The 24980-nt window shown below is 30.4% G+C and carries 29 protein-coding genes; 23 read left to right on the top strand and 6 right to left on the bottom strand.

All coding sequences use genetic code 11. The features are described 5' to 3' along the window. Positions 1 to 108 precede the first annotated feature (108 nt). The 12 genes from yedF to dnaB all read left to right on the top strand — a co-directional run bounded on the left by yedF (position 109) and on the right by dnaB (position 9990). Positions 109 to 714: a sulfurtransferase-like selenium metabolism protein YedF gene (yedF, locus tag C0982_RS09030; RefSeq protein WP_101773889.1), complete on the top strand. Its 606-nt coding sequence runs from the start codon at positions 109 to 111 to the stop codon at positions 712 to 714. A 13-nt stretch (positions 715 to 727) separates the two neighbouring features. Continuing rightward, entirely contained in the window at positions 728 to 994 is a 267-nt protein-coding gene (locus C0982_RS09025) for a DUF3343 domain-containing protein (RefSeq protein ID WP_101773888.1), read from the top strand. An 11-nt stretch (positions 995 to 1005) separates the two neighbouring features. Then, positions 1006 to 1185, top strand: a complete 180-nt coding sequence (locus tag C0982_RS09020; protein ID WP_101773887.1) for a DUF951 domain-containing protein — start codon at positions 1006 to 1008, stop codon at positions 1183 to 1185. 84 nt (positions 1186 to 1269) lie between these two features. After that, positions 1270 to 2469, top strand: a complete 1200-nt coding sequence (locus C0982_RS09015) for an aminotransferase-like domain-containing protein (protein ID WP_101773886.1) — start codon at positions 1270 to 1272, stop codon at positions 2467 to 2469. A 225-nt stretch (positions 2470 to 2694) separates the two neighbouring features. Beyond that, the gene (locus C0982_RS09010) at positions 2695 to 3594 is read left to right on the top strand and encodes a radical SAM protein (RefSeq protein WP_101773885.1); all 900 of its coding nucleotides are present in this window, start codon (positions 2695 to 2697) and stop codon (positions 3592 to 3594) included. A 292-nt stretch (positions 3595 to 3886) separates the two neighbouring features. Further along, positions 3887 to 4177 carry a 30S ribosomal protein S6 gene (gene rpsF, locus C0982_RS09005; protein ID WP_101773884.1) on the top strand — a complete coding sequence of 97 codons (291 nt, stop codon included), beginning with the start codon at positions 3887 to 3889 and terminating at the stop codon, positions 4175 to 4177. Positions 4178 to 4191: 14 nt separating this feature from the next. Then, the gene (locus tag C0982_RS09000; protein ID WP_101773883.1) at positions 4192 to 4632 is read left to right on the top strand and encodes a single-stranded DNA-binding protein; all 441 of its coding nucleotides are present in this window, start codon (positions 4192 to 4194) and stop codon (positions 4630 to 4632) included. Between the two features lie 22 nt (positions 4633 to 4654). Next, the gene (gene rpsR / locus C0982_RS08995; RefSeq protein WP_101773882.1) at positions 4655 to 4882 is read left to right on the top strand and encodes a 30S ribosomal protein S18; all 228 of its coding nucleotides are present in this window, start codon (positions 4655 to 4657) and stop codon (positions 4880 to 4882) included. A gap of 222 nt (positions 4883 to 5104) precedes the next feature. Then, a complete protein-coding gene (locus tag C0982_RS08990; RefSeq protein ID WP_145994515.1) occupies positions 5105 to 6103 on the top strand; it encodes a DUF2232 domain-containing protein in 999 nt (332 codons plus the stop codon). Continuing rightward, positions 6093 to 8105: a DHH family phosphoesterase gene (locus tag C0982_RS08985; RefSeq protein ID WP_101773880.1), complete on the top strand. Its 2013-nt coding sequence runs from the start codon at positions 6093 to 6095 to the stop codon at positions 8103 to 8105. The genes C0982_RS08990 and C0982_RS08985 overlap by 11 nt, the downstream gene beginning before the upstream one ends. Before the next feature lies 1 nt (position 8106). Continuing rightward, positions 8107 to 8556, top strand: coding sequence for a 50S ribosomal protein L9 (gene rplI / locus C0982_RS08980; RefSeq protein WP_101773879.1), 450 nt, complete (start codon positions 8107 to 8109; stop codon positions 8554 to 8556). Positions 8557 to 8658: 102 nt separating this feature from the next. Further along, a complete protein-coding gene (gene dnaB, locus C0982_RS08975) occupies positions 8659 to 9990 on the top strand; it encodes a replicative DNA helicase (RefSeq protein ID WP_101773878.1) in 1332 nt (443 codons plus the stop codon). 305 nt (positions 9991 to 10295) lie between these two features. Here dnaB and C0982_RS08970 read toward each other — a convergent pair whose 3' ends face one another. The 6 genes from C0982_RS08970 to C0982_RS08945 form a co-directional block, all read right to left on the bottom strand. Then, a complete protein-coding gene (locus C0982_RS08970; RefSeq protein WP_101773877.1) occupies positions 10296 to 11282 on the bottom strand; it encodes an ATP-binding protein in 987 nt (328 codons plus the stop codon). A gap of 125 nt (positions 11283 to 11407) precedes the next feature. Next, complete coding sequence (locus C0982_RS08965; RefSeq protein ID WP_101773876.1) at positions 11408 to 12451, bottom strand: DnaD domain protein; 1044 nt, start codon at positions 12449 to 12451, stop codon at positions 11408 to 11410. A gap of 21 nt (positions 12452 to 12472) precedes the next feature. After that, positions 12473 to 12952 carry a 23S rRNA (pseudouridine(1915)-N(3))-methyltransferase RlmH gene (gene rlmH / locus C0982_RS08960; RefSeq protein WP_101773899.1) on the bottom strand — a complete coding sequence of 160 codons (480 nt, stop codon included), beginning with the start codon at positions 12950 to 12952 and terminating at the stop codon, positions 12473 to 12475. A gap of 7 nt (positions 12953 to 12959) precedes the next feature. Continuing rightward, the gene (locus C0982_RS08955; RefSeq protein WP_101773875.1) at positions 12960 to 13760 is read right to left on the bottom strand and encodes an MBL fold metallo-hydrolase; all 801 of its coding nucleotides are present in this window, start codon (positions 13758 to 13760) and stop codon (positions 12960 to 12962) included. A gap of 176 nt (positions 13761 to 13936) precedes the next feature. Continuing rightward, positions 13937 to 14101, bottom strand: coding sequence for a rubredoxin (gene rd / locus C0982_RS08950; RefSeq protein ID WP_101773874.1), 165 nt, complete (start codon positions 14099 to 14101; stop codon positions 13937 to 13939). A 114-nt stretch (positions 14102 to 14215) separates the two neighbouring features. Next, complete coding sequence (locus C0982_RS08945; protein ID WP_242961546.1) at positions 14216 to 14674, bottom strand: Fur family transcriptional regulator; 459 nt, start codon at positions 14672 to 14674, stop codon at positions 14216 to 14218. Between the two features lie 257 nt (positions 14675 to 14931). On the opposite strand from C0982_RS08945, the gene C0982_RS08940 reads away from it, so the two are divergent. From C0982_RS08940 to C0982_RS08890, 11 genes are all read left to right on the top strand, one after another. Then, positions 14932 to 15888 carry a metal ABC transporter substrate-binding protein gene (locus C0982_RS08940; protein WP_242961545.1) on the top strand — a complete coding sequence of 319 codons (957 nt, stop codon included), beginning with the start codon at positions 14932 to 14934 and terminating at the stop codon, positions 15886 to 15888. A gap of 115 nt (positions 15889 to 16003) precedes the next feature. Further along, positions 16004 to 16681 (top strand): metal ABC transporter ATP-binding protein, encoded by a 678-nt coding sequence (locus tag C0982_RS08935; protein WP_101773896.1) that lies wholly within the window; start codon positions 16004 to 16006, stop codon positions 16679 to 16681. Further along, on the top strand, positions 16675 to 17457 hold the full coding sequence (locus C0982_RS08930; protein WP_101773873.1) for a metal ABC transporter permease: 783 nt from the start codon (positions 16675 to 16677) through the stop codon (positions 17455 to 17457). Before C0982_RS08935 ends, C0982_RS08930 begins: the two co-directional genes overlap by 7 nt. 576 nt (positions 17458 to 18033) lie before the next feature. Then, the gene (locus C0982_RS08925) at positions 18034 to 20463 is read left to right on the top strand and encodes a cell wall-binding repeat-containing protein (RefSeq protein ID WP_101773872.1); all 2430 of its coding nucleotides are present in this window, start codon (positions 18034 to 18036) and stop codon (positions 20461 to 20463) included. A 17-nt stretch (positions 20464 to 20480) separates the two neighbouring features. Beyond that, positions 20481 to 20942 (top strand): S-ribosylhomocysteine lyase, encoded by a 462-nt coding sequence (locus C0982_RS08920; protein WP_101773871.1) that lies wholly within the window; start codon positions 20481 to 20483, stop codon positions 20940 to 20942. Positions 20943 to 20990: 48 nt separating this feature from the next. Next, positions 20991 to 22394, top strand: coding sequence for a cysteine--tRNA ligase (cysS, locus tag C0982_RS08915; RefSeq protein WP_101773870.1), 1404 nt, complete (start codon positions 20991 to 20993; stop codon positions 22392 to 22394). Beyond that, the gene (locus tag C0982_RS08910; RefSeq protein WP_101773869.1) at positions 22379 to 22834 is read left to right on the top strand and encodes a Mini-ribonuclease 3; all 456 of its coding nucleotides are present in this window, start codon (positions 22379 to 22381) and stop codon (positions 22832 to 22834) included. Before cysS ends, C0982_RS08910 begins: the two co-directional genes overlap by 16 nt. Before the next feature lie 13 nt (positions 22835 to 22847). Next, positions 22848 to 23582: a 23S rRNA (guanosine(2251)-2'-O)-methyltransferase RlmB gene (gene rlmB, locus C0982_RS08905; protein ID WP_180946923.1), complete on the top strand. Its 735-nt coding sequence runs from the start codon at positions 22848 to 22850 to the stop codon at positions 23580 to 23582. Then, the gene (locus C0982_RS08900) at positions 23548 to 24108 is read left to right on the top strand and encodes an NYN domain-containing protein (protein WP_101773868.1); all 561 of its coding nucleotides are present in this window, start codon (positions 23548 to 23550) and stop codon (positions 24106 to 24108) included. Before rlmB ends, C0982_RS08900 begins: the two co-directional genes overlap by 35 nt. A 46-nt stretch (positions 24109 to 24154) precedes the next feature. Continuing rightward, a complete protein-coding gene (gene sigH / locus C0982_RS08895) occupies positions 24155 to 24805 on the top strand; it encodes an RNA polymerase sporulation sigma factor SigH (protein WP_101773867.1) in 651 nt (216 codons plus the stop codon). A gap of 50 nt (positions 24806 to 24855) precedes the next feature. After that, on the top strand, positions 24856 to 24980 hold a 125-nt coding region (locus tag C0982_RS08890), incomplete at its 3' end, for a GTP-binding protein (protein WP_242961547.1).

The raw sequence follows: 24980 nt of genomic DNA, 5'->3' as shown, positions 1-24980 counted from the left end.
ATGGTATCTTTATGTTTAAAATTTATTAATTTTTCTGTAAATACTGGATGGAATGTGTTATTATATATTTGTAAGATAAAATTATTTATTTTATGGAGGAAATAAATTATGACTATAAAAGTAGATGCAAAGGGTATGGCGTGTCCATTACCAGTTATAGAAACGAAAAAGGCATTAGAGAGTATTTCAGAAGGAATAGTAGAAGTGACTGTAGATGACGTTGCTCCTAAAGAAAATATATTGAAGTTCGCAAAATCAGTAAAGGCAGTAGCAGAAGTAATAAAAGATACTGATGACGAAAAAATAATACGTATAACTAAAGGCGAAAGTACTAAAATTGATATAGCCGATGAAGATATAAAGTGTGATATTTCAACAAGTAATGAAGTTGTTTTGATAAAGAGTAATAAAATGGGAAGTGGAAATGACGAGTTAGGTGAAGTGTTAATAAAAGGATTTTTATTTGCACTTAGCGAAGCAACTCCACTGCCTAGTACAATTATGTTAATAAATGGTGGAGTAGAGCTATCAGCTAAAAATGAAGCTACTATAGAACACCTTAAGAGAATGGAAGATAGTGGAGTGGAAATATTATCTTGTGGAACTTGTCTAGAATATTACGGATTGAAGGAAAATCTACAAGTTGGAAGTATTACAAATATGTACACAATTGTGGAAACTATGAAATCCGCTTCAAAATTAATAACAATATAGGTAGGAGTAAGATATGAATGATTTTTATTTAATTTCTTTTAACTCCACTCATCATGCAATTAGAACAGAAAAATTACTTAAAGAGGCTGGATTAAAGTTTTTGACACTTCCAACTCCTAGAGAAATTACTGCAAGTTGTGGATTATCGATTAAATTCGAATATGAAGAAATTGATAAAGTAAATGCTATAATGAGTGAGAACAATTTAGATAGAAGAGGTATTTTTCACATTACTAAAGATGAAGATGGAAAGAAAAATGCTGTTAAAATAGAAGATTAGGGGGAACAACTATGCCACGTGATATACAAATTGGTGACATTGTTGAACTTAAAAAGCCGCACGCATGTGGTAGTAAGGAATTTACTATTACGAGAACTGGTGCTGATGTGAAATTTAAGTGTAATAACTGCGGACGAATTATTATGTTAGACCGAGAAACTGCAGAAAAAAGGATTAAGAAAGTATTGTAATTAATTTGAAAACACGAAAGACTATTTGTGTTTCGTGTTTTCAATTTTAAATATTATTTTTTTTATTTTGGAGGTGCTTTTAAAATGGCAATAAAATTTGCAGAAAGAACTAATAACATGGAGGGCTCAGCTATACGTGAGCTACTAAAATTAACTCAGAGACCAGAAATAATATCATTTGCGGGAGGTATGCCTGCTCCTGAACTTTTCCCTGTACAGGAAATGATCGATGTATCAAAGAAGGTTCTTGAAGAAAACGGTAGAGTAGCTATGCAGTATACAACTACTGAAGGTTATGCTCCACTTAGAACTCATCTTGCTAACAGAATGAACGATAAGTTAAAAACTAATGTAGTAGCAGACGACATATTAATTACAAACGGATCACAACAATGTTTAGACTTTATAGGAAAAGCTTTCCTAGACAAAGATGATATAGTTTTATGTGAAAGTCCTTCTTACCTAGGAGCTATAAACGCATTTAACTGCTATCAGCCAAAATTCATAAACGTTCCAACTGATGAAAACGGAATGATAATGGAAGAATTAGAAAAAATTCTTGAAGAAAATGACAGAGTTAAGTTCATATATGTAATTCCTGATTTCCAGAATCCAAGTGGAAGAACTTGGCCTCTAGAAAGAAGAGAAAAATTCATGGAAATTATAAACAAGTATGAAATACCTGTTGCAGAAGATAACCCATATGGAGAATTAAGATTCGAAGGTGAATTCCTTCCATCTCTAAAGGCTCTTGATACTAAGGGACTAGTAATGTTCTTAGGTACTCTATCTAAGATACTTTGCCCAGGATACAGATTAGGTTGGGTTGCGGCTTCTCCTAAGATTCTTGAAAAGTTCAATATACTTAAACAAGCATCAGATTTACAGGCTTCTACAATTTCACAGATGGAAATGTCTAAGTTCTTTGATCTATACAGCGTAGATGCTCACGTTGAAAAGTTAAAAGAAGTTTACAAAAAGAGAAGAGATGTTATGTTAGATTCTATGAAGGAATTCTTCCCAGCGGAAGTTACTTACACTCATCCAGAAGGTGGACTATTTACTTGGGTTGTATTACCAGAAGGAATAGACGCTGCAGTACTATTAAAGGAAAAAGCATTACCACGTAACGTAGCATTTGTTGCAGGTGAACCTTTCTTCCCTAATGGTGGACATGCTAACACATTCAGAATGAACTATTCTAACATGCCAGAAGATAAGATAAAAGAAGGTATCGAATCTCTTGGAAAAGCAATAAAAGAAGCTATAGAAGAAATGAAGTAAGAACTCCCTTAAAAGGTTAATACATTAATAAAATACTGACGGTTTGCTAAATTACAGCTGAATCGTCAGTATTTTTGTATCAAATGATAATAATAAGGACAAAATTTTCAGGTAGATTCAGGTAGATTAAGATAATTTGTTGACAGTACATATTGTATAGATTTGTGATATCATGTACATATAGCGAATGTATTTTTAATTGATAGAGTATAGGAGGAATTTATAATGAAATACGATGATCAAATATATAGACCACCAAAAGAATTTAAATCTCTTTTGTTACAGGTTACTAGTGGATGTACTCACAACAAGTGTAAATTCTGTGGAATGTATAGATATACTACATTTAAAATGGAGAGTTTAGAGCAGATAGAATCAGATGTAATAGAGGCTAGCAATGATCCTTTTTATAGATATTCAAAAAGAGTGTTTTTATTAAATGGAAATCCATTTGTATTGAAAGCTGAAAGATTGATAGCAATTTCTAAAATAATACATAAACATATGCCGAATGTAGAAGTAATTACTATGTATGCATCTGTAAAGGATATAGAAAACAAAACTGATGAAGAATTAAAACTATTAAAAGAAGCTGGAATAAATGATTTATACATCGGAGTAGAAAGTGGAAATCAAGAAGCATTAGAGTTTATAAATAAGGGAAATACAGTAGATGAAGCTGTTAGAGAAATGAAAAGACTGGACAAGTTTGACTACAATTATTATGCCATGATTCTGACTGGATTGATGGGTAGAGGAGTAGATATCGCGAAGTACAATGGACAAAAGACAGGAGAAATGCTTAGCAAAGTAAATTGCAGAGGGATATTTCCTATGTCTGTAACCCTTGTGAGAGGAACTGAACTTTGGGATCTTCATGCAAAGGGAGAATATGTAGAGGCAACAGAATTTGATAGGCTAGTTGAACTAAAAGAAATAATAAAAAATCTCAATCCAGAAAAAACTGCACTAATTTCTTCTGCTCATAACTCAAATACAATGTTTGTAAAAGGTATAATTCCAAATGATAGAGAAAGATTGATTTCAGAGATCGATGAAATTCTACAACAAAGCTCTCCAGAGGATATGCAAGGATGGATTGATAGAAAAAGAATAAGACTATAGAGATTATATGAAATTTCAATATAAAAACTATAGGTAAATACGTGGTAAATCAATGAATATAGAGATAATAATATTTACCAAATATATATTAAAGTTTAATATAAAAAATAATTACCTATAGTAAATATAAAGAGATTATTTCTCTGAAAAGTAATAAAAAATACAATAAATCCTGTAAAACTATTGACTTAAGCCTTCCTGTATTATAAAATAGATAGGTATGAGAATGAACAATTCTCGTCTCTGTTCCGATAAGTATCGGGACCGTATAGTCCAAAGGGAGGTGAAAAGAATGAGATCTTATGAATTACTTTATATAGTAAAGCCAACACTTGATGAAGAAGCAAGAGAAGCTATACTAAATTCAATCAAAGAAATATTAACTTCTTCTAACGGTGAAGTTGGTGAAGTTAATGTTTGGGGTAGCAGAAAGTTAGCTTATCCTATCCAGAAGTTTAACGATGGTGTTTACACTTTAGTTAACTTTAAGGCTGAAGTTGATGTTCCAAAGGAACTTGACAGAAGAATAAAGATAAATGAAGATATAATAAGACATATCATAGTTGCGCAGGATCAAAAATAATAGGTGGTGTTAATATGAATAATGTAGTGTTAGTAGGAAGATTAACTAAAGATCCGGAACTTAAGTATATACCTGGATCTGGAACACCAGTGGCTACTTTTACATTAGCTATTGATAGAGATTACAAGAATAGAGATGGCTCTACTACAACGGATTTTATTCCGGTGGAGATAATGGGAAAGCCAGCCGAATTTTGTGCAAATTACATAACTAAAGGAAGATTAGTAGGAGTGCAGGGGTCTATTAGAGTAGACAGATACGAAACTCCTAATGGCGAAAAAAGAAGTTTCACAAAGGTTGCCGGTAGAAATATACAGGCATTAGAAAGCAAGAATGCTGCAGCGAGCATGCCTAATATGGGTGATAGCGAGTCTGAAGCGCCTAAATTTGAACCGAGTGCAGTAGTGAGTCCTTCTGAATTTTCTGCCGTAGATGACGACGATGTTCCATTTTAATTAAGAAGGAGAGGTGAAAGTCATGATAAACAAGAAGAGACGTAAGAAGAAAAGAGTTTGTCAGTTCTGTGCTGATAAAAATATAGTAATAGATTACAAGAACTTTCAGAGATTAGAAAAGTATATCACTGAAAGAGGTAAAATACTTCCAAGAAGAATTACAGGTGTTTGTGCAAAGCATCAAAGAGACCTTACTAAGTCAATTAAGGTAGCTAGAAACGTAGCACTTTTACCATATACAGTAGAATAGTATCTACATTGTAAACATAACAACCAAGCCACTGCATATTGCAGTGGCTTTTTTCATTTTATAAATAAAATGATTATAGCAAAAAAGCCTTATTTTGCTTGATTTGTCTATTTATTTACATTATTTCAACGAGATGATATAATATAAAGGATAGCTATAAAAGCGGGAGGTGGTATTTGTTTGGAAAGTATTAAAAAGAAAAATAATTTAATTAATATTATTATGTTAACGATATTAATTGTTATTATATCTATTGCGAATATGAATCAGTCACTTTCTTTTTTTATGCTGCTTGCCATAGTTCCAATGGTGATTATAAGTATTAAAGCGAATATGTTATTTTCAATATCAACAATAGTTGTTATTGTATCTACATTGTTTGCATTATGTGGAAGTCAAGTGGCTGTAAGCTCTTTTTTTGTGTATCTTCTTCCTTCTTTTTTGACAGGATTGTTTATGAATAATGAAAAGTTTACAGATAAAGACAATCGTAAATTTAGTGTAAGGTTAAAAAAGGGTGAACAACTATACAAGTTTGCATCTATTAAAGTTTTTTTATTCTCAATAATATTCTTTGTAGTTGGAGTATTTTTATATCATGTAGTTATGAAGTATTTTATGAACGTAGATTTGTTCAAAAATATGCAACAAGAAATTACAAAAATGATAACTATATATAAGGAGATTATACCTCAAGAACAGTTAAAAGAACTTGAAAAATTAGGATTTTTTGAGACTTTAAGCGATACGGGATTGATTGTTCTTTCTGGAATATATTTTAAATCGATAATATTGGCAATTTTAGCATACTATGTATCAATTCCATTAATCAAAAAAATATACAATGAAAAAATATACTATGTAACTGTTGAAAATATATTCTTACCTGGAAATCCAGTGATTGTACTTTTTGTATCAATTGTAATATTATTTATTATAGGTTCAATTTATACGAATATAGATACAGTAACAATTATTGATAACTTTGTTTTAATAATGAATATGTTGTTTTTCCTACAAGGTACTTCTCTAATTGTATATATTTTCAAGAATTGGAGCTCTATTAAAAAAAGAGTAAATTGGATACTATTTTTGGCAATAGTTATAATCATGGGAGTGTTACCAGGCATATCAACTTTGGGAATGTTAGATAATCTTTTGAATTACAGAGGAAGATGGAACTCTAATGGAGACAATTATGGAGGTCGAAATGAACAGTAAAAATCACAAATCTGATATTTTAGATTATATTGAATATTTATCTTTTGCTATTATTTTATGTCTTAGCATTTATAGTGTTTTTCATAATTTAATTGTAGGTATAGGCGGTTTGGTATTTTTAGGAGTATTGGTTTTCTTGTTCGCTTCAAGAAAGAAAAGAGACGACCTTTTGTGGAAAAAGAGAATGCAAGAAATGTCTTTTAAGTTGGCTAAACTATCTAAAAAATCTTTACTTGGAATACCTCTTCCAATTTGTGTATTGGAATTAAATGGCGATATTTCATGGTCTAACAGTTCTTTTGATAGAATGGTAGGCGTGCCTGAGGGAAAAACTGCTATAGGTATTAGCCTAGACGATTTGGTAGGAGAGATAACACTTAGAAAAATATTGGATGAAAGCAAAGTTATAGAAGATGAATTTGAGTTTAAAGGTAGAAAATACATGCTAAACTATTCATTTACAAAATTAAATGAAGATTCAAATGATAATTCTTCTGATTATAAAATTATTGTATATTGGATTGACAATACTGAACTTGAAGATTTAAAGCAAAAGTATGAAGATGATAGAGAAGTTGTCATGATTATTGAAGTTGATGGATATGAAGATGTAATAAAGAGTACTCCAGAAGAAAATAGATCTATATTATCCATGAAAATTGAAAAAACCCTATCAGAAATTGAAGCAGAAACTAAAGGATTGATGAAAAAAATATACAATGATAGATATATTTTATTCATGAGAAAAAGTGAATTTAAATTAATAGAAAAAGGCAAATTTGCTATTTTAGATAAAGCAAGACAGATTGACTGTGAAAATTCTCTTCCAGTAAGCTTTAGTATAGGAGTTGGATATGGTGGAAATACCATTGAAGAGACTGGAGATTTTGCTTCTGGGGCTATAGATATGGTTCTTGGAAGAGGTGGAGATCAAGTAGCAATTAAAAATCAAGAGGGTTACAATTTCTATGGTGGAAAGTCGAAGAACTTTGAGAGAAAGACCAAGGTTAGATCTAGACTGATAGGAGTCGCTCTAAAGGAAATAATAAATCAAAGTGATAAGATATTGATCATGGGACATTCGTATCCTGATATGGATGCTATGGGAGCTGCTGTAGGTATTTATGATATGTGTAAGTTCTACGGTAAAAAAGCAAATATAGTACTAGATAACGTAAATGAAGCAGTTGAGATATTCATAAATAGATTGAAAGAAAAAGAATACTATGAAGGTCTGTTTATATCACATGAAAGAGCTATTGATATGTGTGATGCAAAGACTTTGGTGGTAGTACTAGATACGCATAGACCAAGTTATACAGAGTGTGAAGAATTGTTAGATATATCTAAAAGAGTTGTGGTAATAGATCATCATAGAAGAGGTGTAGAATACATACACGACACTATATTGTTATTCCATGAAGTATATGTATCATCTACATGTGAGATGGTAACGGAACTTATTCAGTACACTGATAACAATATAAAAATAAATAAGTTGACGGCGGAAGGTCTTTTAGGAGGAGTCTATTTAGATACTAAGAATTTTGAATTTAAGACGGGAGTAAGAACTTTTGAAGCTGCAGCATTTTTAAGAAACTTGGGTGCAGATACCTTAGCTGTGAAGAAATTCTTTGATTCGTATGCAGAAGATTTTTTAATAAAGGCAGATATAATTAAAAAGACAAAGATAATAGATAACAAAATATGTATATCGTACTCACTTGAGGAAATTAACAATATTAACCTTATAGTGGCAAAAGCAGCTGATGAGCTTTTAAACATAAAGAGTATAGAAGCCTCTTTTGTCCTTGGAATTAAGGGAGATACGGTGTTTATAAGTGCAAGATCAATCGGTAATATTAATGTACATGTTATTATGGAAAAATTAGGTGGCGGAGGGCATATAGACATTGCTGGAGCCCAGATTAAAGACTTAACTATATCACAAGCATATGATATGCTTAAAGATACAATAATGGAGTACCTAGAGGAGGAATAATATGAAAGTTATTTTATTAAAGGACGTAAAAGGAACTGGTAAGAAGGGCGAAGTCAAAGAAGTAAGCGAAGGATATGCCAGAAACTTTTTAATAAAAAAGAAGTTTGCTATGGAAGCAAATGAAATTAATATGAAAGAATTAGACGAAAAAGAAAAGTCAAAAGAAAGAAAAGAATTAATTCAATATGAAGAAGCCGTGCTATTAGGAAAGCAAATGGAAAATGTGGAAATCATAATGGAAGTAAAAGCTGGTGAAGGTGGAAAACTATTCGGTTCAATAACTTCAAAAGAAATCGCTGAGCAGCTAAAGCTTCAAAAAAATATTGAAGTAGATAAAAGAAAAATCTTATTAGATGAACCTATAAGAACTCTTGGAGCTAGATTTGTAGAAATAAAAATACATCAAAAGGTAAATACAAAGATAAAAGTTGATGTTAGAGAGAAAAAATAGTTTTTTAGCGAGGTATTTACCTCGCTAAAATTTTAGCTAGTATTAAGAGAAAAAGTATATTATAGTAGTAATTACAGTAAAAAATGTGAGAGGTGAGCTTAAATGGATGGTTTTACAAATGTACCTCCTCATAGTTTAGAGTCGGAACAATGTGTAATAGGTTCTATTCTTATGGGAGAAGATACCATTATTACCGTAGCAGAAATATTAAGTCAAGAAGATTTTTACATGGAATCTCATAGAGTAATTTATGAAAGCATGAGAGAATTACATGATGAGAGAAAGCCTATAGATATGGTTACGGTTTCTGAAAAACTAAAAAGTAAAGGATTATTGGAAGAAATAGGAGGAGTAAGCTATCTAACAAGTACGACCTCTATTGTTCCAACTACTTCAAATGTAAAAACATATGCTGAAATAGTAAAGAGAAAATCTGTTTTAAGAAATCTTATTAAATCATCAAATGATATTATAAGTATGAGTCTTAACGGAGATGATAATATTGATGACATTTTAAATCAAGCAGAAAAGAAAATATTTGATATATCTCAGGATAGGGTAAGTGAAGAATTCAAACCTATTGGAGATGTCTTAAATGACGTATATTCTATGATAGAAGACGTATATAGCAGTGGATCGGATTTGACAGGACTCAACACAGGATTTTCAGATTTAAATAAAAAATTGGGAGGTTTGCACAAAAGCGACTTGGTTCTTATAGCTGCAAGACCAGGTATGGGAAAGACTGCATTCGCTCTGAATTTAGTTTCTAACGTTGCCATTAAATCAAAGGCAAGTGTAGCTGTATTTAGTCTGGAAATGTCAAAAGAGCAGCTTGTGCAGAGGCTAATTTCATCTCAATCTAATGTTCCTTTGTCAAACTTAGCCAAGGGAAAAATAGCTGATGATGAATGGAAAAAGATTATGGATGCTATGAAGGTTCTTTCTAGTGCTAAAATATTTATAGATGATTCCCCAGGTATAAAAGTATCAGAGATTAGTTCAAAATGTCGTAAATTAAAGATGGATGAAGGTCTCGATTTGGTGATGATAGATTACCTACAGTTAATGGAAGGCGATGGAAAGGCTGAGAGTAGACAACAGGAAGTATCCAAAATATCTAGATCATTAAAGATACTTGCAAAAGAAATGAACTGCCCAGTAGTAGCCTTATCTCAGCTTTCTAGAAATACAGAAAGTGGAAAAGATCATATGCCTAAATTATCTGATTTAAGAGATTCAGGTGCTATAGAACAGGATGCTGATATAGTTATGTTTATCTATAGAGATGAATACTATAATCCTATCGAAACTCAAAAAAAGAATGTAGCTGATATAAAAATAGCAAAAAATAGACATGGAGAAACATGTGATATTGAATTAGTTTGGCTTGGAGAAATTCAAAAATTCAAAGATAGGGCAAAGGAAATATAGTATAAAAATACTACATATAGATTGTGGAAAAATTTAAATTTATCTGAGAATTTTTTAATGAAAAATTTTGAAAATTTAAAATAAATACGGGTATAAATTATGACCTATATTAAAAAGATATGTTCAAAATAGAATCAAAAAATGGAGTTGTACACAGAAAATATGTTCTTTTCAACAGAAATCTGTGGATAACTCCATTTTTTTATGTTAATATGTTGGATTAATAGGTTTTTCTTTTATTCACACAATCCACAAAGTTATTAACAAAAACTGTGGATAAGGTGGATAAAAAATGTGTATAAAAATTATCGGAATCTTAAGTCGGTGCCAAAAAATTCATAGATTTGGAAGTGTCCGACTATTCTAGACAATGTTCTGTCTGTGTATATTTTTCCTATCTGTGCTACATCTAGATTTGTAGAAATAATAATTTTCTTTTTAGAATTCAATCTAGAATTTAATATATTGAAAAGTTCCGAACTCGTAAAGCTATTTACCATTTCAGTTCCAAGGTCATCAATTATTAAAAGATCTGCACTAAATAAATTGTTATAATTTTCTTCATCGATTGAAGAAAAAGACTCAGTCTTAAATTTATATTTTTCTATCACTTCCATTAAGTTAAAAGCTGTTTGATAAATTACAGTGTATCCTAAGTTCATAATTTCTTTGGCAATACAGCTAGATAGGAAAGTTTTTCCAAGACCTGTAGAACCTGTGAATAACAAATTACCTTTTTGAGAATCGATGTTTTTATCAAAGTTATAGACAAAATCTTGAACATCCATAAAGATACTTTTTATATTGTCTCTAGGGCTGATATCGTATCCTGGAGTTATTTCATCTGAAAAAATATCAAAATCGAACTTGTCAAAATTATCTTCATGTAATATCTTATCTAAATTTGACATTTTATATGAATCATTTAAAATTCTTTGTTTCAAGCAGTTACATTTTTGACCGTTTTCTAAAAAGCCAGTGTCTTTACAAGTATTGCAGTCATATTTTAACTCTAGGTAGTCATCTTCTATATTGAATAAATCAAATAATTTTTTTTTCTTTTCGATTAATGATTTGTATTCCGCTTCATAAGAATTGATTTTTTCTTCGTCTATTCCTTCTATAATGGATTTAGTCATTTTTAGACCTAATTTTTTTATTTGAGTACTTACTTCTTCAATTTCTGGAAAATTTGTATAGACTTCCGATATTCTGTTTTCTAAAATATCTTGGTTTCTATCTCTCTTTTTTTGATATTCAAGCATAATTGCTCTGATTTTTTCTTTATTCATATATTATCACCTACAAATTTTAATATTTAATATTCTTTACATAATTATATCCATTATAACACGTAAGTAGTAAAAAAGAGCAAATTCTTCAACAAGGCTAGTTGTACAAAGAGTTTGCTAATATATTATTTTTTATTTAAATTTCTTACAATTTTATTGAGCTCATCATCAGAGTATTTATCTGATATAGACTGGTTAAAATTATGAAATTTAGTCTTTTTATTTGCGATATTAGTTTTAATAGTTTTCTTGCTAAGGTGAGATTTGCTTGATTTATCTTTGGCAAATTTTTCATCTTCTAACTCAACATCTTCCACTGTTTTAATTCCTTTTTCATACCAAGAAGAAATAATTTTATCAAAATATTTTATATTTGGATTGGAAGTATTGATTGATTTTGAGCAAGCCTTCAAAACTAAATCTAAATTCATTTCATATTTATAAAACCACTTATCTATTACTTCTTTTTCATAAGAAGTAGGAGTTCTATTAAACCCGAGATTTTTAAATATAATCTTATAGTTTTGGAATTTTTCATCTCGTTCACTTTCCCTGTATTCAATGTCTTCTACTGTTTTTATTGAATTATCAAACCAAGATTTGAGTATAGCCGTTACATAGTTTACAGATTTTATTCGACCATTTTCTTCAGCTGCTTTTTCAAAAGCAATTACAGCCAATTCAGGTGACATTTCATACTCATTTAATGAATTCATTATTTCAATCTTTTCATTTGGTGTTAGAAGTCTACCAGATATATCTTCAATTTTATTATACATATCTATATAAGCATATGAAGATGCTTCTTGTGCAGTTTCAACAATAGAGTCTTCTTCAGGATCTTGAGAATGTGTTTTTAGATATTGAGATTTTATATCTAGAAATTCTACTAGAAATTTTTCATGAGGGTTATGTATTTTTACAACACCCATGCTTTCCCAAAATTTCCAAGCTGAAATGACTTCTTCTTCAGTTATTCCAATGACATTTGAAATGGTCTTGTTATCGAGTTCATCACTTTGCATGCCATTATAAAAAAAGGCGCTTTTATATCCTAGTAGATATACTTTTATTTGATTTCCATCTGCAATAGGTATATACATATCAAAAAAAATACTAGGTATCGTAACATCATTATAAATTTCGTCAACAATCGATTTAAAAAACATATAAAATCTATCCTTTCTTTATTATTTATGGTATGGTTCATTATTATTAATTCGAAAACACCTATAAACTTGTTCCAGTAGAATTAATCTCATGAGTTGATGTGGAAAAGTCATATCCGAAAAAGATAATTTATAATTTGAAATATTTAAGACTTCTTTGGATAGACCAAGAGAACCTCCAATTACAAAACATATATGGCTCTTTCCAGATACAGTAATTTTATTTATTTCACTTGCAAACTTAGGAGAAGAAATCTTTTTACCATCAAGTGCCAAGGCTATTACGTATGAATTTTGCTTGATTTTTGAGAGGATTACTTCGCCTTCTTTATTTTTTATTAGTTCGGCTTCTTTATCACTTAGGTTTTCCGGAGCTTTTTCGTCATCAACTTCTATTATTTCTAATTTACAATATTTAGAAAGTCTTTTTTTAAATTCATCTATTCCTAGAGATATATATTTTTCTTTAATTTTACCAACGCATACTATACTAATTTTTATCATTTTATTATTTTTTCACCTTAAATAAATTTGATGTATCATCTCTTTTTAATACATTTAGTTTTATATCTTTGTTAATTTTTATTCCGTTTTCAGTAAGAATATGGTTTGATGTCTCGTATGCAAGAGCAGGGAAGTTGTTTTCTCTGCTTAAATGAGCTAAGAGAATATCCTCTGTTCCATTTTTTATAAGTTCTACAGAAAATTTTGCAGCCTCTTCATTTGACAAATGTCCTATATTAGACATGACTCTTTTTTTGAGTGCATATGTGTATGATCCCATCAACAACATTTCCTTATCATAGTTTGATTCTAAAACTACAAGTTTTGAACCAAGTAAATTATTTCTTATATTATCGCTAATATGACCTATATCAGTAGCGATAGATATTTTTTCGTCGTTATGACTATAAACGCTAAAGCCAACGGGATCTATTGCATCATGATTTATTGAAAATGGTTTTATTGCAATATCTCCAATTTCATACATATTATCGTTTTCGAAAATCAATATATTTTCCTCTTTTATATTTCCGATTTTATCTTTTATTGCCGACCATGTCTTAAAGTTTGCAAATATCGGGAGGTCATAACGCCTTGATAAAACTCCAACCCCCTTTATATGGTCAATGTGTTCATGTGTAATAAAAATACCCATGACTTTTTTTATGTCTATATCTATATCATTTAAGCCGTTTGTGATTTTTTTTCCACTTAGACCGGCGTCAATTAGTATATTTGTGTCCTTGTAGCCTACATAGTGGCAGTTTCCACTACTTCCGCTTCCGACAGAACAATATTTTAGCATGTCTTACTCCCTTCTAGAGATTTAAAAATCATATATTACACATTATAATTCAAATTATATATAATTTCATCTTTTATTTTTGTAGATAGGTATCTCTCGTTAATTTTAAATAATCATCATTAAATTATAAATAAAAAGGACTAGAGATATCTCCAGTCCTTTTTATTTATAATTTACTAGTCTTCTAATGGTGAAAAATCTTCTTTTGTAACACCACAGTCTGGGCATTCCCAGTCATCTGGAATATCATCAAAAGATGTTCCAGGAGCGATTCCTGAATCTGGATCACCTAGAGCTGGATCGTATACATATCCACATACATCACATACATATTTTTTCATTTTACATCCTCCTAAAGTTTATTTTATATATCCTATTTATTTATGTTCAAATTATACCCATAAATAAAGAAGATTAACATTATTAAATTACTATTATCCAAAATAATTGTATAACTATTTTTTATCTTTACATTTTGAACATATACCAATAAACTCCAGATTATGGCTTGTTATTTCATAACCCGTTTTTTCAGAAATATCATCAAGGTGTAAATCTATTGGACAAGAGTCAATATAAGACATCTCACCGCAGATCTTACATGTTAGCAGATGTTGGTGAGTGTAGTCATTTAGTTGAAAAACGCTATTTCCATCAGAAAGTGTTTGCTTCATAAGAAATTTATAATCTGTAAGATAATTTAAAATTCTGTAAACAGTAGACATATTTATATCTATTTCCTTATTTAGAATGTGATATACATCTTCGGCGGATAGTGGTGAATCAGAATGTCTAAAGCAATTCATCAAGAGTAATCTTTTTTTTGTACTTTTTAGATTCAGAGATTTTAGTATATCTTTATTCTCTCCTATATGATTATCATCAGGACAAATTTTACATTTGTTGATTACCATAAGACAGCCTCCTTTATAAAATACAAATTACCAGTTCATTATAACATGATAAAAACTTTAATAAAACAGGAATTTAAACTTTTCGTATAAACTTAAAACCATCTAATATTATCTAACTAAGTTATTACTAAAAATTAATAAATTAAGAATGAATTTAACTTGAAAAACTATTGACAAAAATGCCTGTAGGGAATATACTTTTATTGCGATAAATGCAAATGCAACGCTATTGCATTTAAAAACAGGGGGACTAAAATATGAAAATAAAAAGCATTAAAAAGCTTTGTTTAAGCGTTTCAGCAATTTTTTTGACAACGTCAATACTTTTATCAGGTTGTACAAAAACTGAAGAAGTTAAAAAAAATGGAACATTGACGGTATATACGAGTATTTATCCAATGTATGATTTTTCTAAAAAAATTGGAGGAAATAAGGTAAATGTTGTCAATATGATACCTAATGGTGTAGAGCCACACGATTGGGAGCCATCCCCTAAAGATATAGTAAATGTGATGAAATCTGATGTACTCATATATAATGGGGAAATAGAAAATTGGGTCGATAAAATAACTGAGACTGCAAAAGGTGAAAACTTAGTAATTTTAAAGGCATCAAAAGGAATAAAAATGATAGAAGGTGATGATTCGCATGAAAATAGTAAAGATAATGAAAGTCATGAGGGGCATCATCATTCAATAGATCCACACGTTTGGCTGAATCCTCAAAATGCAAAAATTGAGATGAAGAATATAAAGGATACTTTGTCAAAGGTAGATCCTAAAAATAAAGGTTATTACGAAGAAAATTATAATAAGTATGCAAAAGAACTAGATACTTTGGACAAGAGTTTTAAAGATGGATTGTCCAATAAGAAAAATAAAAATATTCTTGTATCTCACGAAGCTTTTGGTTATATATGTGATTTATACGGAATAAAACAGACATCTATAGAAGGATTGATGCCAGATTCAGAGCCAGATGCTAAAAGAATGGCTGGAATAACTAGATTTGTAAGAAATAATAATATCAAATACATTTTTTCTGAAGCATCATCAAGTGAAAAAGTAGCAGAGTCTATAGCTGGAGAAACAGGAATAAAAATAGAAAAGTTGAGTCCAATTGAATCTCTTACAGATGAAGAGATAAAAAATGGAGATGATTATTTTTCTATAATGTATAAAAATCTAGAGGCTCTTAAAAAAGAATTGATTTAGTAGTATTTAGAATATAATTAAGCAAATATCAAGATGGAGAGAAAAGATATTCTCTCCATTTAATTTTATAAAGGGGAGGAGCAATTAGAGTTATAGAATCTAATTGATTAGATATATGGAAAAAATAGTAGATGTAAAAGACGTTTACTTTAAGTACGACAAAGAATATATACTTAAAAACTTTAGCATGGAAGTAGATAAAGGTGACTATGTAGGAGTAATAGGTTCAAATGGTTCAGGAAAAAGTACTTTGATTAAATTAATATTGGGGCAAATTAATCTGCAAAAGGGCGAAATTTATCTATTTGGGAAAGACATTAAAAACATAAAACAAATAGATAGAGTAGGTTACGTTCCGCAAGTTGGACTATCACGTGGAATTGATTTTCCTGCTACAGTTGAAGAAATAGTAATGATGAATTTATATAAAGAGATAGGATTTTTAAGGCTTCCTAAAAAAGAACATAAAGAAAAAGTCAAAAAAGTTCTTGAAGATGTGGATATGCTTTCATATAAGGATAAAAAATTTGCCGATTTGTCAGGAGGACAACAGCAGAGGGTAATAATTGCTAAGGCGATAGTAAATGACCCATTGTTATTGATATTGGATGAACCGACAACAGGAATCGATCATAAATCAGAGAAGTTGATTTATGATTTATTTGAAAAATTACACAAGGAAAGAAAGATGACTATCATAATGATATCTCATGACTTAGAAAACGTAAGAAAATATACAAACAAAGTCATTGAGTTAAGAGCTTTCTGTGATGAGGAGGGGTGTGAATGTTAGAATTTGCATTTATGCAAAAGGCGTTTATAGTAGGTATGCTACTAGCAGTTATAATGCCTTGTATAGGAGTAATAATAGTTTTAAAAAGACTTTCTATGGTAGGAGATGCTCTTTCACATACATCTTTGGCTGGTGTAGCAGGAGGTTTGATGATAGGAATAAATCCAATTGTGGGTGCAATTATAGCGACAGTACTTGCGGGATTTGGAATAGAATTTATACGAAAGAAAATACCTAAGTATTCAGAGATATCTATTGCTATAACTATGTCAGCCGGTGTTGGTCTGGCTGGTGTACTATCTAGTTTTGCTGATAGTTCAATGGGATTTGGTAGCTTTTTATTTGGTAGTATAGTTGCGATTACAGATTTTGAAATGTATTTAGTGATAGGATTATCGGTTTTAGTTTTATGTGCATTTATTTTACTATATAAAGAACTTATGCATGTGTCATTTGACGAGCAAGGTGCTTGGCTAGCAGGGGTTCCTGTAAAATCGGTGAATTTTATATTTACAATACTTACTGCACTGACGGTATCAATTGCATCTAGAGCTGTTGGTATATTGATAATTTCATCTATGATGGTAATTCCTGTAGCTTGTGCGATGAGATTTTCATCAAGCTACAAGCAGACTATTATTTTGGCTATTTTATTTGCTTTATTTTTTGTGTTAGTAGGTCTTAGCGCATCATTTTATCTAGGTCTTAAACCAGGTGGAGCAATAGTATTGACAGGTGTAATAGTATTGTCATTGCTTTTAGTTTTTAAAAAATAAATTTAATTAAAAAATTATGTTTTTCTCAATAAAAAGAGTAATTATTATACACAGAAGGGCTTATCAAAACTTAATATTTTGATAAGCCTTTTTTAGAATTATATATTTTGTAAAAATTACATTATGTAAAAATAGAATCATAACTATAAAAACTGAACTTATTTTTTTAAATATTAAAATTGTTGATACTATAATCAAAAAAAATGGGTATAAAATAGCGATATATCAAGTTTTGAACTTGATGCTAAAGTTGAATGTATCTTCATTTCATGGTATTATGTAGTCATGAAAGTTTGCTTATTTTTAGATATGTGATTATATTTGAAAAGAAATATAAAAAAAGCGATTGATATAACAAATAAAGGTCGAATATAGGAAAAAATGTAATAATGGTTTTTCAGATAAAATTTTTAGATTTAATCTATACTTAATTGGATTTAATTTATATTTTAGAAGGAAGAAGAATTTATATTTAATAAAGGAAGATTCTTGTACTTTTGAGTTGTGCAAGGTTGCCAAATAAATGAGATTTATAACAAGGGACTTTCTTTTTGTTGGTTTTAAAAGGAGTATTTTATGGTTTATAAGAGAAATAAGAAAATACAGGTAAATAAAGCTATTTGTACAGTGTTGGTATCAGTACTATTATCTACTGGGCTATCACCTTTTTATTCATCTGCATATGAAAGATCTGAAAATGAAGTATATAGCTATGGAGAGTCTGGAGAAAATGTTCAGATTGAAAAAATAGAAAATGTGCGATCGATAGAAAATAGTGCAGAAACAGAAAATGTAACAGGTGGAGATGTTGAATTAGAAAGATCTATGTTTAGGTTTGAAGGAACAAATCTGAATGGGCCAGCTAAGAGAAGTGGTGCATTGGATAGTAAATACGATCCCAGAACACTTGGGCATACAACTCCTATAAAGGATCAAGAAAAGCTTGGTATATGCTGGGCTTTTGCAGGAAATGCAGCATTAGAAACATTTTTGAAAGTTAAAGGTAAGGGTGACTTTTCTTTGTCTGAAGAACATATGAGATGGTGGGCAAAGGGAAGTTTATATAATTGGAATGTAGGGGATAATGAAGGCTCTACAAATGAAACTTCAGTTGGATATTTTACTTCTTGGATGGGTCCAAAAAATTCTAGTGATATTCCATACAATGGTAATATATCTGAAAAAGATGGTGCAAAGAAACCAGAAAATTATGATTCAGCACCTAAGATTAAGTACCAAGTAACAAATGTAGTAAATGTGGCTACAGATAGAGATTCTGTAAAAAATGCAATAATTAATTATGGTGCAGTGACGTCTGGTTATTATGACTCTTCTTACTATATGAATGCTGACAAAACGGCATTTTATTGTGGAGAAAATAAAGGACAAACACATGCAATAGCTATTGTTGGATGGGACGATGATTATTCTAAAGAAAATTTTAATAGCAACAATCAACCATCTAATAATGGAGCTTGGCTAGTAAAAAATAGCTGGGGAAATTATAACAGTGAAAATGGATATTTTTGGCTATCTTATGAAGATAAGACAATTCTTTCTTATACAGATAATTACTCTATTGCTGGTGTACAAGAAGATAAAGGTCAAAAAATGTATCAACATGAGTACTCAATGTCTTCTTCATTAAAGAGCAATGATGCATTGACTACTGCAAATATGTTTAACTTTGGGAAGCATGAAGCACTTGAAGGAATTATGTTTGCAACAGATAGTATAGGTGCTGATTATGAAATGTACTTTATACCAGAATTAGATGGAAAACCAGATTATAATAATAAAATATTCTTAAAATCAGGTAAAGTTCCGTTTTCAGGATACATAACAGAAGATATAAGCGACTTTCCACTTCCAACAGGTAAGGGAGCTATAGCTGTGAGAGTGGATGGAAGAAAGACAGGCAAAAAGGCATCTATAGGTATGGAGATGAATATAAGTGGATATAATATGTTTGTATCTAAGGCAAATTTAGGAGAAACATATATCTTAGAAAAAGGAAATTTAATCGATTTAAATACTAAGTCGAACTTGGCACCTGCAAATGTAGTTATAAAGGGAATTACAAAGGCATATGAAGGCGGAATTGTATTAGCAGGTAACGATAGATATGAAACTTCAAACAAAGTTTCTGAACATGGCTGGAAAAATGCAGATACTGTATTTTTAGTAAATGGAAATGCTATAGCGGATGCTTTGACATCAACTCCTCTTGCAAAGTTAAAATCTGCTCCAATCTTACTTACAGGTAAAGATAAAGTCAGTGAAAATACTTTAAAAGAAATTGAAAGATTAGGAGCAAAGAATATCACAATAATTGGTGGAGAAAATTCAGTATCTAAAGAAGTCGTGGATTATCTATCAAATAGTGGAAAAAGTGTAAATAGAATTTATGGTGAAGATAGATTTGAAACAAGTGAAAAAATAGCTGATGAAATATTAAAAAATGAAGGCGATGTAACTTCTGTAGCCGTTGTAAACGGTAAGAAAGGTTTAGCCGATGCTATCAGTTTTTCACCAGTAGCAGGTGAAAAAACTATTCCAATAATACTTTCAAACACTAATGGAGAATATAATATGCCTCAAAGTCTAAAAGATTCTGATAAGATATTGTCTTCCTACATAATAGGTGGAGAAAGTTCTGTTCCAAAGTCTGCTGAGTCAGGATTGAAAAACATGACTAGAGTAAGTGGACAAGATAGAAATGATACAAATGCAAAAATAATAGAAAGATTCTATACTCAAAGTGATCTAGACAATGTATTTGTTGCAAAAGATGGATATAAAAATCAAAATGATTTAATAGATGGTTTGGCGATAGGAGCTCATGCTGCTAATGTGAAATCACCGATATTACTAGCTCATGGAAGACTTTCAGAAGAACAGAAAAATGTTATGCAAAGAAAGAAAGTAAAAAATATAGTTCAAGTAGGTGGAGGAAATAATAGTATGGCAACTACTGAACTTTTAATAATGAATTCGAAAAACTAGGAAAGAAGGAAATATAAATGGAAGTTAAGGTTGAAAGTTTTGTTTTGGATCACACAAAGGTAAAGGCACCATATGTAAGAAAATGCTGTGTGTTAGATGGCTTAAAAGGAGATAAAGTAACCAAGTTTGATTTGCGTTTTTTACAGCCAAATCAAGATTTCTTTGAAACAGATGCTATACACGGATTAGAGCATTTACTTGCTACGTATTTGAGAGATACTATGGATAATGTAATAGATTTATCACCTATGGGATGCAGAACAGGATACTATTTAATTATGTGGGGCGATGTAGATCCTTCATATGTAAAAGACGGATTGGAAAAGGCCTTAAGAATGGTTTTAGATACAGATGAAATACCTGCAGCAACTGAAAAAGAGTGTGGAAACTATAAGGATTTATCTCTAGAAGGAGCTAAAAAGTATTCAAAAGAAGCTTTAGAAAAAGGATTCTCACTAAACGTATACGGTGACAAGTAAATATTTGATATTACATATACAAATTAAAACAAAACTGGGGGTATTTTAATGAAGATATATAATACTATGACAAGAAAGAAAGAGGAATTTATACCTCTACAACCTGGAAAAGTAAAAATGTACGTTTGTGGGCCTACTGTATATAACTTTATACACTTAGGAAATGCTAGACCATTTACAGTATTTGATACTTTAAGAAGATATTTTGAATATAGAGGATATGATGTTACTTATATTCAGAACTTCACAGATGTAGATGATAAAATAATAAAAAGAAGTTCCGAAGAAGGTATTTCTCCTGAAGAGGTATCTGAAAAATATATAAAAGAATACTTTACTGATTGTGACGGTCTTGGGATAAAAAGAGCGACAGTTCATCCACAAGTAACTGATAATATAAACCAAATTATAGAATTTATACAATCTCTGATAGATAAAGGATATGCTTATGAATCAGATGGAGATGTATTTTTTAAGACTAGATTGTTTAAAGAATATGGTAAGCTGTCACATCAAAATATAGAAGAATTGGAATTAGGAGCAAGAATAGAAGTAGATGAAAGAAAAGAAGATGCTCTAGATTTTGTTCTATGGAAAGCTAGAAAAGAAGGAGAACCTGGTTGGAGTAGCCCTTGGGGTGAAGGAAGACCTGGTTGGCATATAGAGTGTTCAGTAATGTCTAAAAGATATCTTGGCGAAACAATAGATATTCATGCAGGTGGGCAAGACTTACAATTCCCACACCATGAAAATGAAATCGCACAAAGTGAGTGTAATAGTGGACATGAATTTGCAAGGTATTGGATGCATAATGGATATATAAATGTTGATGGAGAAAAAATGAGTAAATCTCTTGGTAATTTCTTTACAGTTAGAGATATATCTAAAGTTTATGATTTAGGGCTAGTTAGATTCTTCTTATTGTCTACTCATTATAGAAATCCAGTGAATTTCAGTGATACAGTTCTAGAACAGTCTAAATCTGGACTAGAAAGACTGACAAATGCTAGAGATAATGCTGAATTTATTTTATCTAATCTTAAAGAAGGAAACATGTCGGACGAAGAAAAGAAAATTGCACCATCTATAGATGATTATAAAAAACAATTTATAGAAGCAATGGATGATGATTTAAATACAGCGGATGCTATTAGTGCTATATTTGAATTAGCTAAATTTATGAATTCTAACATCTCTGACAGCTCTTCATATGAATTTGTAAAGAAAGCATTGGATATGTTCTATGAATTGACAGGAGTATTAAATATTGCTGCAAAATCAGATGATATAGATGACGAACTTACTAAAAAAGTAGAAGAACTTATTGAAAAAAGAGCTCAAGCAAAGAAAGATAAAAATTTTGAATTGGCAGACCAGATAAGAGAAGAGCTGACTGAAATGGGAATTTCTATAGAAGATACTAGACAAGGGGTAAAATGGAAGAAAATATAATCGAAAATAATATTTTAGAAAAAAATATAATAAACGGTAAGCATATTGATACGAGAGAGTTGGCGAGAATGTCGCCACTCTCACTTGCTTATTTAGGAGATGCTATATACGAATCATATATAAGGGAATATTTAATAAAAAACAGCATTTTTTTAAAAATAAATGATCTTCATAGAAGTGCTATAAAATATGTGAGTGCATCATCTCAATCTAAAGCAATAAAGGGGATCGAACCAATATTGACAGAAGAAGAAGAAAATATATTCAAAAGAGGGCGAAATCACAAAAAAAACACGGGTTCAAAGAATGCAAGTATAATTGATTATAGACATTCTACTGGGTTTGAAGCGTTAATTGGATATTTGTATTTGAAAGAAGATATAAATAGACTAGAGTATATAATAAAAAAAAGCATAGATGTTATAGAAAATAATAAATAAGGTGGTGAACTCTTTGGCAATAATTGAAGGTAGAAACCCTGTAATAGAAGCATTGAAAAACAATAGAAAAATAGAAAAATTAATAATAAATAAATCATCAAAAGAAGGCTCTGTAAAAAAAATAATAGCAATGGCAAAAGATCAAAATGTGATTGTTCAATATGTTGACAGACACAAACTTGATGAAATGTCAGAAAGCCATGCACACCAAGGAGTAATGGCCATAATAAGTGAATATAATTATTATGAAATAGAGGATATATTAGAAATAGCAAGAGAGAAAAATGAAGATCCTTTTTTTATAATTCTAGACGGGATTACCGATCCACATAATCTAGGGTCTATTATAAGGACTGTAGACGCTGTTGGAGCACATGGTGTAATTATTCCAAAGAGAAGAAGTGTTCATATCACTCCTATTGTAGCAAAGGCTTCTGCTGGAGCTGTAGAATATGTACCTGTATGTAAGGTTACGAATATTGTAAATACTATCAAAAAACTAAAAGAAAATGGACTGTGGATAGCAGCAGTTGATATGGATGGAGAAGTTTTTCATAAACAGAATTTAACAGGACCGCTTGCATTGGTAATAGGTAGTGAAGGTGAAGGTATTTCTAGACTTGTAAAAGAAAATTGTGATTTTACAGTGAAGATGCCTATGGCAGGGAATGTTACATCTTTAAATGCATCTGTTGCAGGAGGTATACTTTTATATGAAGTATACAGACAAAGAAATGCAGAAAAATAGATTTGTACCAAGAAAAATTTTGATAGTAGATGGATATAATATAATAAATGCATGGCCTAAGTTGAAAAAAATATCAGAAGATGATTTAGAGGCATCTAGAGAAATTTTGATTGGGCATATAATGGAATATGCTAACATCAAGGGATACGAAGCATATGTTGTATTTGATGCCTACAATGTAAAAGGTCTTGATGAAAAAATTGAGCATTTTCATGATGTTGAAGTGGTATTTACTCGTGAAAATCAAACTGCAGATAGTTATATAGAAAAGTTTATCTCTACTCTTTCTAAATATGATGAAGTAGCAGTTGCAACTAGTGATTATGCTGAGCAGCAGATTGTTTTGGGCAAAGGATTTTCAAGAGTTTCGGCAAGAGAACTAGTAAATGATTTTAGCAAGTTTAAAGAAAATATTAGAAAAAGTAGTACTTCAAAAGCAAAGAGATACGATAGTATGAACAGGCTAGAAAATAAGATAGATAGTGAAATATTTGAAAAGTTAGAACGCATTAGAAGAAAAAAATAAAGTGAATATATAGATATAGGGTGATATATTTTAATTGGAGGCGTCTATGCTAGAGAAAAACAACGATATAGATTTAAAAAAAGCTATTAATCGACGAGATGAGGACTCCGATATAATAAAAAAGGCTAAAGAAGGAGATACTGAATCAATCGACTATATAATTGATAAGTATCGCATCATGGTAAAATCAAAGGCTAAAACATACTTCTTAATAGGTGCAGATAAGGATGATATAATTCAAGAAGGCATGATAGGATTGTATAAGGCAATTAGGGATTATAATGATGAAAAAACATCTTCATTTAGGAGTTTTGCTGATTTATGTATTACACGTCAGATTATTACAGCAATTAAGACAGCCACAAGACAAAAGCATATACCACTAAACTCATACGTATCTTTAAACAAGCCCGTATTTGAGGGTGAATCGGAAAGAACCTTATATGATACTGTAATTAGTAATGTTGAAAGTGATCCAGAAAAACTCATAATAGGCAAAGAAAACTATGAATACATAGAGAAGAAAATAAACGAAGTACTTAGTCCATTTGAAGAAGAAGTACTAATATTGTATATATCTGGCCATAGCTATTCAGATATAGCAAAGGAACTTAAAAAAGATTCGAAATCAGTAGACAATGCAATCCAAAGAATTAAAAGAAAAATGGAGAAGCATCTTGAAAATAGAGAAGATTAATAGTAAAATACAACCCAAAGGGAAAAATTATTAAATAGGAGGATTTTAAAATGGCAAAGTCTAAATTTGAAAGAAGTAAGCCACATATTAACATTGGAACAATCGGTCACGTTGACCACGGTAAGACAACTTTAACAGCAGCAATAACAAAGACACTTTACAGTAAGTATCAGTT

Source organism: Peptostreptococcus faecalis (genome assembly GCF_900240845.1).
GTDB classification, from domain to species: Bacteria; Bacillota; Clostridia; order Peptostreptococcales; family Peptostreptococcaceae; genus Peptostreptococcus; species Peptostreptococcus faecalis.
Note: the sequence above shows the minus strand (reverse complement) of the source record. Positions and strands in the feature narration are given on the sequence as shown.